Origin of the sequence: uncultured Roseovarius sp., assembly GCF_913054395.1 — a bacterium.
Taxonomy (GTDB): Bacteria; Pseudomonadota; Alphaproteobacteria; order Rhodobacterales; family Rhodobacteraceae; genus Roseovarius.
This window is the reverse complement of sequence record NZ_CAJXIP010000145.1, coordinates 1-7,844: the sequence shown is the minus strand read 5'-3', so window position 1 is coordinate 7,844 and position 7,844 is coordinate 1. Positions and strand designations below refer to the sequence as shown.

The window sequence follows — 7,844 nt, the reverse complement described above, 5'->3', positions numbered from 1 at the left end:
GACCCAAGCCGATCCGACCCTGCGCGCCAAGCCGCGCAAGTCCCGGTGACAGGCCATGGAAACCTGGCGCGAATTGTAATATCCAAAAATCACATTATATTGGCGTGATAACAAAAAAGAAAAAACACGAGCAGGTCAGACGTAAACATGACAGACGGATTGAAAAGAACATGGGCCGAACTGGTCCAGCCATTGTTGCGGCGCCCGCGTCGGCTTCAGGTTGCGGCGCTGTGTTACCGCGACAACACTCAGGGCAAAGAGGTGCTTTTGATTACCAGCCGTGGCACCGGTCGCTGGATCGTGCCCAAGGGCTGGCCGATTGACGGGCTGAACGCCATCGAGGCCGCCTTGCAAGAGGCCTGGGAAGAGGCCGGCGTCAAGGCCTTTGCCCATACAGCAGAACCCGTCGGCAGCTTTGAGTACGAAAAATGGATCGACGCGGGCTATGAAACCCCCGTCGAGGCGCATGTCTTCAAGGTCAAGGTGGACGAGCTTGAGGATAGCTATCCCGAAGTGGGCGAACGCAAGCGCCAGTGGTTCAGCCCCGCAGAAGCCGCCAATCTGGTGAACGAGCCGGGTTTACGTGACATCCTGCGGCAAATCTAAGGTCGAATCGTCGCCCTGAGACAAAAGTCGGTTGAAACAAAGGGCCACCCCCGCTACCCGCTTTGTACGCGCGTAGAATCCGGGGACCATCATGGCCGATAAACTAGACAGCAAACACTGGACCACCCTTGATCGCGATCTGGGCCGGATTTCTCAGGTCGAATATGCCACCGCATATGTCTCGCGCCCGCTGGTGGCACCGGGCATTGCCCTGGCCTTCATGGTCTTGGCAGGTCTTGCCGCCGCCATGTTCTTTCAGGCCTCGCCGGTCAACATGATCGTCATCGCCGCAGCGGTGATCGGCGCCTATATGGCGATCAATATCGGTGCCAATGACGTCGCCAACAACATGGGCCCTGCGGTTGGTGCGAATGCGCTGACGATGGGCGGGGCGATCATCATCGCCGCCATCTTCGAAAGCGCGGGCGCGCTTTTGGCCGGGGGTGATGTGGTCTCGACCATTTCCAAGGGCATTATTGACCCTTCGGGCATGTCAGAGATCCAAACCTTTATCTGGGCGATGATGGCCGCGCTTTTGAGCGCCGCCTTGTGGGTCAACCTTGCCACCAAGGTGGGCGCGCCGGTCTCGACCACCCATTCGGTTGTCGGTGGCGTGATGGGCGCGGGCATTGCCGCCGCCGGTTTTTCCGCCGTCAATTGGCCGACCATGGGGGCAATCGCCGCCAGCTGGGTGATTTCCCCGGTGCTGGGCGGGATCATTGCCGCCGCCTTTCTGGCACTGATCAAAAGCCGGATCATCTATCAAGAGGACAAGATCGCCGCCGCGCGCAAGTGGGTGCCCATTCTGGTGGCCATCATGGCCGCCGCCTTTACAAGCTATCTCGCTCTCAAAGGCTTCAAGAAGATCATCAAGATCGAGATGCAGACCGCTCTTGTCATCGGCCTTGTGCTGGGCCTCGCGACCTATTTCATTACCCGCCCGATGATCCACCGCCAGTCAGAGGGGCTGGAAAACCGCAACAAGTCGGTCAAGGTTCTGTTTGGCCTGCCGCTGGTATTTTCCGCCGCAATGCTGTCGTTCGCCCATGGCGCCAACGATGTGGCCAATGCGGTGGGTCCGCTGGCCGCCATCGTCCATGCCGCCGAGGCCGGTGATTTCGCCAGCAAAGTGGCCATCCCGATGTGGGTCATGGTAATCGGCGCCTTCGGGATTTCCTTCGGCCTGTTCCTGTTTGGCCCCAAGCTCATCCGCATGGTCGGCAGCCAGATCACCAAGCTCAACCCGATGCGAGCCTATTGCGTGGCGCTTTCGGCGGCCATCACGGTGATCGTGGCAAGCTGGCTCGGGCTTCCGGTAAGCTCGACCCATATCGCCGTGGGCGGTGTCTTTGGCGTCGGGTTCTTTCGCGAATGGCATATGGAAAATCGCCGCCGCAAGAACATGCCCGTTGCCCCCAAGGTAAAGATCGCCGCCGAGGAACGTCGGCGCCGTAAGCTTGTGCGCCGCAGCCATTTCATGACCATCATCGCCGCCTGGGTGGTCACAGTCCCCGCCGCCGCGTTGATGTCTGCTGTGATCTTTTTCGTCCTCAATAGCCTGAGCGCCTGAGGGGGGGGCCGCAAACCCCGGCTCAGACCGGGATAAGCGCCCAGTAATCCAGATCAAGCATCACATGCGGAAGGTACTTGCCGTCCTCGCCCCTGAGCGTGAACGGCTCGCCGCCCTTGGTGGCCACCAGCCGCAGGCGCAGCGCGCCGACGCCGGGCGCAGAGGTCTCGGCCTTGTCGATCACCTCGGACCAGGCCTTGATCGTATCGCCGGAATAACAGGGGTTGGCATGCGCGCCGCCGTTCAGCCCGACCACCATCTGTGCATTGGCCAGACCGTTGAACGAGAGCGCCCGCGCCATCGAGATCACATGCCCGCCATAGATAAGACGGCGGCCATCGGGGCGCGATCCGACGTCGAAATGCACCTTCGCGGTGTTTTGCCAGAGGCGCGTGGCAATCATATGCTCGGCCTCTTCCACGGTGACGCCATCGACATGGTCGATCTGTTCGCCGATCGCATAATCGCCCCAGCGGTGCGGCTCGCCCGCAAGGGTGAAATCGTAAGTGCTGAAATCAAGACCCTCGGGGAGGATCAGGTCACTGGCAGCCAGCGCAGGCGCCAGATCCGGGATCACCGTTTCAGGCGCGGGCGCGTCAAAGTCGCGCTTGCGCACCATCACCCAGCGTACATACTCGATCACCACCTCGCCGCGCTGATTGATGCCCTTGGTGCGCACGTAAACCACACCGGATTTGCCGTTGGAATTCTGTTTGAGCCCGATCACCGTCGATGACGCACTAAGCGTGTCGCCGGGATAGACCGGCGCGCGCCAGCGCCCTTCGCCATAGCCCAGATTGGCCAGCGCATTCAGCGAAATGTCCGGCACGGTCTTGCCAAAGACCAGATGAAAGGCCGCCAGATCGTCAATCGGGCTGAGCGCAAGACCAGAAGCGCGGGCAAACTCATCCGAGGAATAGAGCGCGTGACGCGCCGGATAAAGCGCGTGATAAAGCGCGCGTTCGCCCCCCGACACCGTGCGCGGCACGGCATGCTGGATGGTTTCGCCAAGGGTATAATCCTCGAAGAAGCGGCCCGGATTAGTCTTTGCCATACTTACTGCTCTCCCAGCTTGATGTCGGGCGTATAGGTGCCATCGGTCTCTTTCACCACCGCCTGACCACAGCGCATGACGCCATTGGCATGATCATAGGAATAGGTCGGACCGCCATGCAGGACCCAGCCCTTGTTAAGCGCCGCCGTGACCTTGTGACAGAAATCAGACGTGTCATCGGCCGATAGAAAACGATAAAGTTTCATGATGTTCACCCCGGAAACGGCCGCACGCCAAGCCACATGTGAATGCCCGCGATCACGGCGAACATGACCAGCGTGATGATCACAAGGACGACATCCTTTTTCGCCGGGCCCGGTTCCGGGCGCACCCAATCCTGCGAGCGGTTTATCACGATCACCTCAAGCACCGCCCAGATCAGCAGCCCGCCGAACAGCACGACCGAGGCCAGATCGCCATTGACCAGCAGGTGCGCCACGGCCCAGATCTTGACCGCTGTCAGCTGTGGGTGACGCATGCGTCCGCGCAAACGGCCCGTGGTGGCGCTCATCCCATAGACGAACACCGCCACCAGCATCAGAAGGTTGTTGAGATGCACCGCCCATGTCGGCGGGTACCACAGATTGACGAACTCGGCCTGTTTGTACCCAAGGATCATCAGGCCGAGACCGGCCAGGACGCCGACGGCGACCACGGCCTTGCCGCCATTGCCCATCTGCGCCCGAAGACCGGGGGCCATGCGTTTGAAAAGATGTGCCGCCACCCAAAGGGCAAGGCCAAGGATCAGATAGAACATCACAGATTACTCCGTTGCCATTTCCGCAATCGCCTGCGCCTTGGCCTGGATACGCTGTGCCGCCACAACATGCAGGTTTTCGACAATCTGACCGTCGACAACCGCAATCCCCTGACCCGAGGCGCGGCTTTCTTCATAGGCGGCGATCTGGCGCGCGGCCAGTTCAATCTCGGAATTTGTCGGCGCAAAGGCGGTATTGGCAATCTCGACCTGCGCCGGATGGATCAGCGTCTTGCCGTCAAAGCCAAGGTCGCGCCCCTGTTCGCATTCGGCCTTGAGGCCATCACCATCGCGGAATCGGTTGTAAACCCCATCCACCGCAACGATCCGCGCCGCACGCGCCGCCATTACGATCATCTGCAACGCGGTCATCAGCGGCAGGCGGTCGGCACGTGTGCGGCATCCAAGGTCCTTGGTCAGGTCGTTGGTCCCCGCCACAAGCCCCGTCACCTGCGCATGTGCCGCAATCTCGCGGGCGTTGAACACGCTGACCGGGGTTTCCATCATCGTCCAGATCGGCAGGTCGCTGCCTATCACATCCGACAGGTTGTCGATATCCGACGAGGTGTTCACCTTGGGCAACAGGATCGCATCCGCCCCCACATCGCGCAGCGCGCGGGCATCTTCCAGCCCCCATTCGGTGGTCAGCGCGTTGATCCGCACGATCTTGAAGCGCTTGCCATAGCCGCCCTGACGCAGGGCCTCGCCCAGAATATGGCGGGCTTCGGCCTTGGCATCCGGGGCAACGGCGTCTTCAAGATCAAAGATGATCGCGTCGGTGGGCAGGCTGCGTGCCTTGTCCAACGCGCGCTCTTTCGAGCCGGGAATGTAAAGCACCGAACGGTAGGGGTGCATGCTGCTGTCCATGGATCTGCCCTCGCGTGGATTCTCATTTTGTAATAATCTTGCGCAGGAATGGCATTTTTTGGCGGAAATGTTCAAGCACTTTATCGCCGCATCGCAGCAACTCATCACATTTTCACGATCATTAGCCCCTCGGGACGCGCCGTTAACCATCTTTTCAGACCTCGCTCCACATCCTTCACACGGGCGGTTTGGCCCCTCCATGGGAAAGGGTGTGACAATGATCAAGCGACTGCTGACAGGTGCCATTTCGGCGCTGCTGTTTCTGAATGGTCCGGCGCTTGCGCAATCGGCGACCTGCGCCCCGCGAGATACGGTGGTCGAGCGGCTGGCATCCTCTTACGGCGAAACCCGGCAATCCATGGGGCTTGGCGCCAATAACGTCGTGATCGAGGTCTTTGCCTCGGCCAGATCCGGCAGCTGGACGATTACAGAGACCGGCACCGATGGCATCACCTGCCTTGTCGCCAGCGGTCGGGCCTTTGAGGCTATTGCTGCCCCCCTACCCTCTCCCGGAAATGACGCCTAGCCCAGGCCATCCCGGACAAACGTGGCCTAGGTCACGAGCGGCAAATCGCAGGTACAAACAAAGTCCGCGAAGCCCGACACGATCCCGCCCACGCGCAGACCGCGTTATGGCAATATCGACAGAATCGCACTTGTGGCAAAGGCCGCGCCAGACCGGAAGTCACCCTTCGGGAATTCCGCGAACATGGCACCCGTGCGCCCGCCCGGCGCCACACCCTGCATCCCGTAAATCCATTTCGCACGAACACTTTAACTGGTTCCAGAAAGCCCCGGCGCCCCGGTCATTCTTTTTTGCCGCATTGCAGCACCCTTGCAAGCGGCAAAAAATAGGACTACCCCCAAGCGCAACTTTTCAACCGACTGGAGATACATCCGATGGCCAGACCCAAGATTGCGCTTATTGGCGCCGGACAGATCGGCGGCACCCTCGCCCATCTCGCCGCGCTCAAGGAACTGGGCGATATCGTTCTGTTCGACATCGCCGAAGGCACCCCCGAAGGCAAAGCGCTCGACATCGCCGAATCCGGCCCCTCGGAAGGGTTCGACGCAACCCTTAGCGGCACCCAATCCTACGCCGACATCGCAGGCGCGGACGTCTGCATCGTCACCGCCGGTGTGGCCCGCAAGCCCGGCATGAGCCGTGATGACCTGTTGGGCATCAACCTCAAGGTCATGAAATCGGTTGGCGAAGGCATTGCCGCCCACGCGCCGAACGCCTTCGTGATCTGCATCACCAACCCGCTTGATGCGATGGTCTGGGCGCTGCGCGAATTCTCGGGTCTGCCGCATGAGAAAGTCTGCGGCATGGCCGGTGTTCTGGACAGCGCACGCTTCCGTCACTTCCTGTCGCTGGAATTTGGCGTGTCGATGCGCGACGTCACCGCCTTCGTTCTGGGCGGGCACGGCGACACCATGGTACCGCTGGCACGCTATTCGACCGTTGGTGGCATTCCGTTGCCCGACCTGGTCGACATGGGTTGGACCACGCAGGACAAGCTGGATGCCATCATTCAGCGGACCCGCGATGGCGGCGCCGAAATCGTTGGCCTGCTGAAAACCGGCTCGGCGTTCTACGCCCCGGCCACAAGTGCAATCGAGATGGCCGAGGCCTATCTGAAAGACCAGAAACGCGTTCTGCCCTGCGCCGCCTATGTGGACGGCGCCTTTGGCCTGAACGGCTTTTATGTTGGCGTTCCGACCGTGATCGGCGCGAGCGGCATCGAAAAAGTTGTCGACATCAAGATGAACAAGGACGAGCAGGCGATGTTCGACAAGTCGGTTGATGCAGTCAAAGGTCTGGTCAAGGCCTGCAAGGAAATCGACCCCTCGCTGGCCTGATACCCATAGAACACAGTATAGAACGGGGCCGGATCACTTCCGGCCCCGATTCTTTTCGGGCCTCTGCGCCAAGGATGAATCATATTTGTGATCACACGTTTTAATCCTGTGATCACAAAAACGGGAAAATCGCCGAAAAATCCACAATTCGGAAGAAACCGTTTAATGCGCCCTTAAATATATGCCTATACCTGTTCCAATCGCAGCAATACGGGACAGTTTCATGAATATCCATGAGTATCAGGCGAAAGCACTGCTTCGCTCTTACGGCGCCCCGGTGTCGGATGGCCGCGTGGTTCTTCGCGCCGAAGAAGCCAAAACCGCCGCCGGCGGACTCGACGGCCCGCTTTGGGTTGTCAAAGCACAGATCCACGCAGGTGGCCGCGGCAAAGGCAAATTCAAAGAGGCCGGCGCCGGCGAAGCGGGCGGTGTACGCCTTGCCAAATCCGTCGAGGAAGCCGCCGAAGAAGCCAAGCGCATGCTCGGTCGTACCCTTGTGACCAAACAGACCGGCCCCGTCGGCAAGCAGGTCAACCGCATCTACATCGAGGACGGCTCGGGCATCGAAACCGAAATGTATCTCGCGCTTCTGGTGGACCGTCAGACAAGCCGCGTGTCCTTCGTCTGCTCGACTGAAGGCGGCATGGACATCGAGGAAGTCGCCGAGGCGACCCCCGAAAAGATCCTGAGCTTTAGCGTCGATCCCGCGACCGGCTATCAGGCCTTTCACGGCCGCCGCATCGCTTTCAACCTTGGCCTGACCGGGCCGCAGGTCAAGCAATGCGTCGCGCTCATGGGGACGCTCTACAAGGCCTTCGTCGAAAAAGACATGGAGATGCTTGAGATCAACCCGCTGATCGTGACCGACAAGGGCGATCTCAAGGTGCTCGACGCCAAGATTAGCTTTGATGGCAACGCGATCTATCGCCATGCCGACATCGCCGAGCTGCGCGACACCACCGAAGAGGATCCCAAGGAACTCGAAGCGTCCAAATACGACCTCAACTATATCGCCCTTGATGGCGAAATCGGCTGCATGGTGAATGGCGCCGGTCTTGCGATGGCCACCATGGACATCATCAAGCTTTACGGTGCCGAACCTGCCAACTTCCTTGATGTGGGCGGCG

Annotated in this window: 9 protein-coding genes; 5 read left to right on the top strand and 4 right to left on the bottom strand. The window is 60.2% G+C overall.

Features of this window, described 5'->3' with window-relative positions; translation table 11 throughout:
• Positions 1 to 147: 147 nt before the first annotated feature.
• Together QZ522_RS15825 and QZ522_RS15820 are read left to right on the top strand one after the other, a co-directional pair.
• Positions 148 to 606: an NUDIX hydrolase gene (locus QZ522_RS15825; protein ID WP_294613730.1), complete on the top strand. Its 459-nt coding sequence runs from the start codon at positions 148 to 150 to the stop codon at positions 604 to 606.
• A 91-nt stretch (positions 607 to 697) separates the two neighbouring features.
• On the top strand, positions 698 to 2,176 hold the full coding sequence (locus QZ522_RS15820; RefSeq protein WP_294613728.1) for an inorganic phosphate transporter: 1,479 nt from the start codon (positions 698 to 700) through the stop codon (positions 2,174 to 2,176).
• 22 nt (positions 2,177 to 2,198) lie between these two features.
• Here QZ522_RS15820 and QZ522_RS15815 read toward each other — a convergent pair whose 3' ends face one another.
• The 4 genes from QZ522_RS15815 to QZ522_RS15800 are packed head-to-tail and all read right to left on the bottom strand — an operon-like array spanning position 2,199 to position 4,854.
• Positions 2,199 to 3,230: a MaoC family dehydratase gene (locus tag QZ522_RS15815; RefSeq protein WP_294613726.1), complete on the bottom strand. Its 1,032-nt coding sequence runs from the start codon at positions 3,228 to 3,230 to the stop codon at positions 2,199 to 2,201.
• A 2-nt stretch (positions 3,231 to 3,232) separates the two neighbouring features.
• Positions 3,233 to 3,436, bottom strand: coding sequence for a DUF1737 domain-containing protein (locus QZ522_RS15810; RefSeq protein ID WP_294613724.1), 204 nt, complete (start codon positions 3,434 to 3,436; stop codon positions 3,233 to 3,235).
• A gap of 5 nt (positions 3,437 to 3,441) precedes the next feature.
• Positions 3,442 to 3,987: an NnrU family protein gene (locus QZ522_RS15805; protein WP_294613722.1), complete on the bottom strand. Its 546-nt coding sequence runs from the start codon at positions 3,985 to 3,987 to the stop codon at positions 3,442 to 3,444.
• 6 nt (positions 3,988 to 3,993) lie between these two features.
• The gene (locus QZ522_RS15800; RefSeq protein WP_294613720.1) at positions 3,994 to 4,854 is read right to left on the bottom strand and encodes a CoA ester lyase; all 861 of its coding nucleotides are present in this window, start codon (positions 4,852 to 4,854) and stop codon (positions 3,994 to 3,996) included.
• 217 nt (positions 4,855 to 5,071) lie between these two features.
• Between QZ522_RS15800 and QZ522_RS15795 the strand changes: the two genes are divergently transcribed.
• The 3 genes from QZ522_RS15795 to sucC form a co-directional block, all read left to right on the top strand.
• Positions 5,072 to 5,380, top strand: coding sequence for a hypothetical protein (locus tag QZ522_RS15795; protein ID WP_294613718.1), 309 nt, complete (start codon positions 5,072 to 5,074; stop codon positions 5,378 to 5,380).
• A 374-nt stretch (positions 5,381 to 5,754) separates the two neighbouring features.
• Entirely contained in the window at positions 5,755 to 6,717 is a 963-nt protein-coding gene (gene mdh, locus QZ522_RS15790; protein ID WP_294613716.1) for a malate dehydrogenase, read from the top strand.
• A 223-nt stretch (positions 6,718 to 6,940) separates the two neighbouring features.
• Positions 6,941 to 7,844: ADP-forming succinate--CoA ligase subunit beta (gene sucC / locus QZ522_RS15785; protein WP_294613714.1), on the top strand; the 904-nt coding region annotated here is incomplete at its 3' end.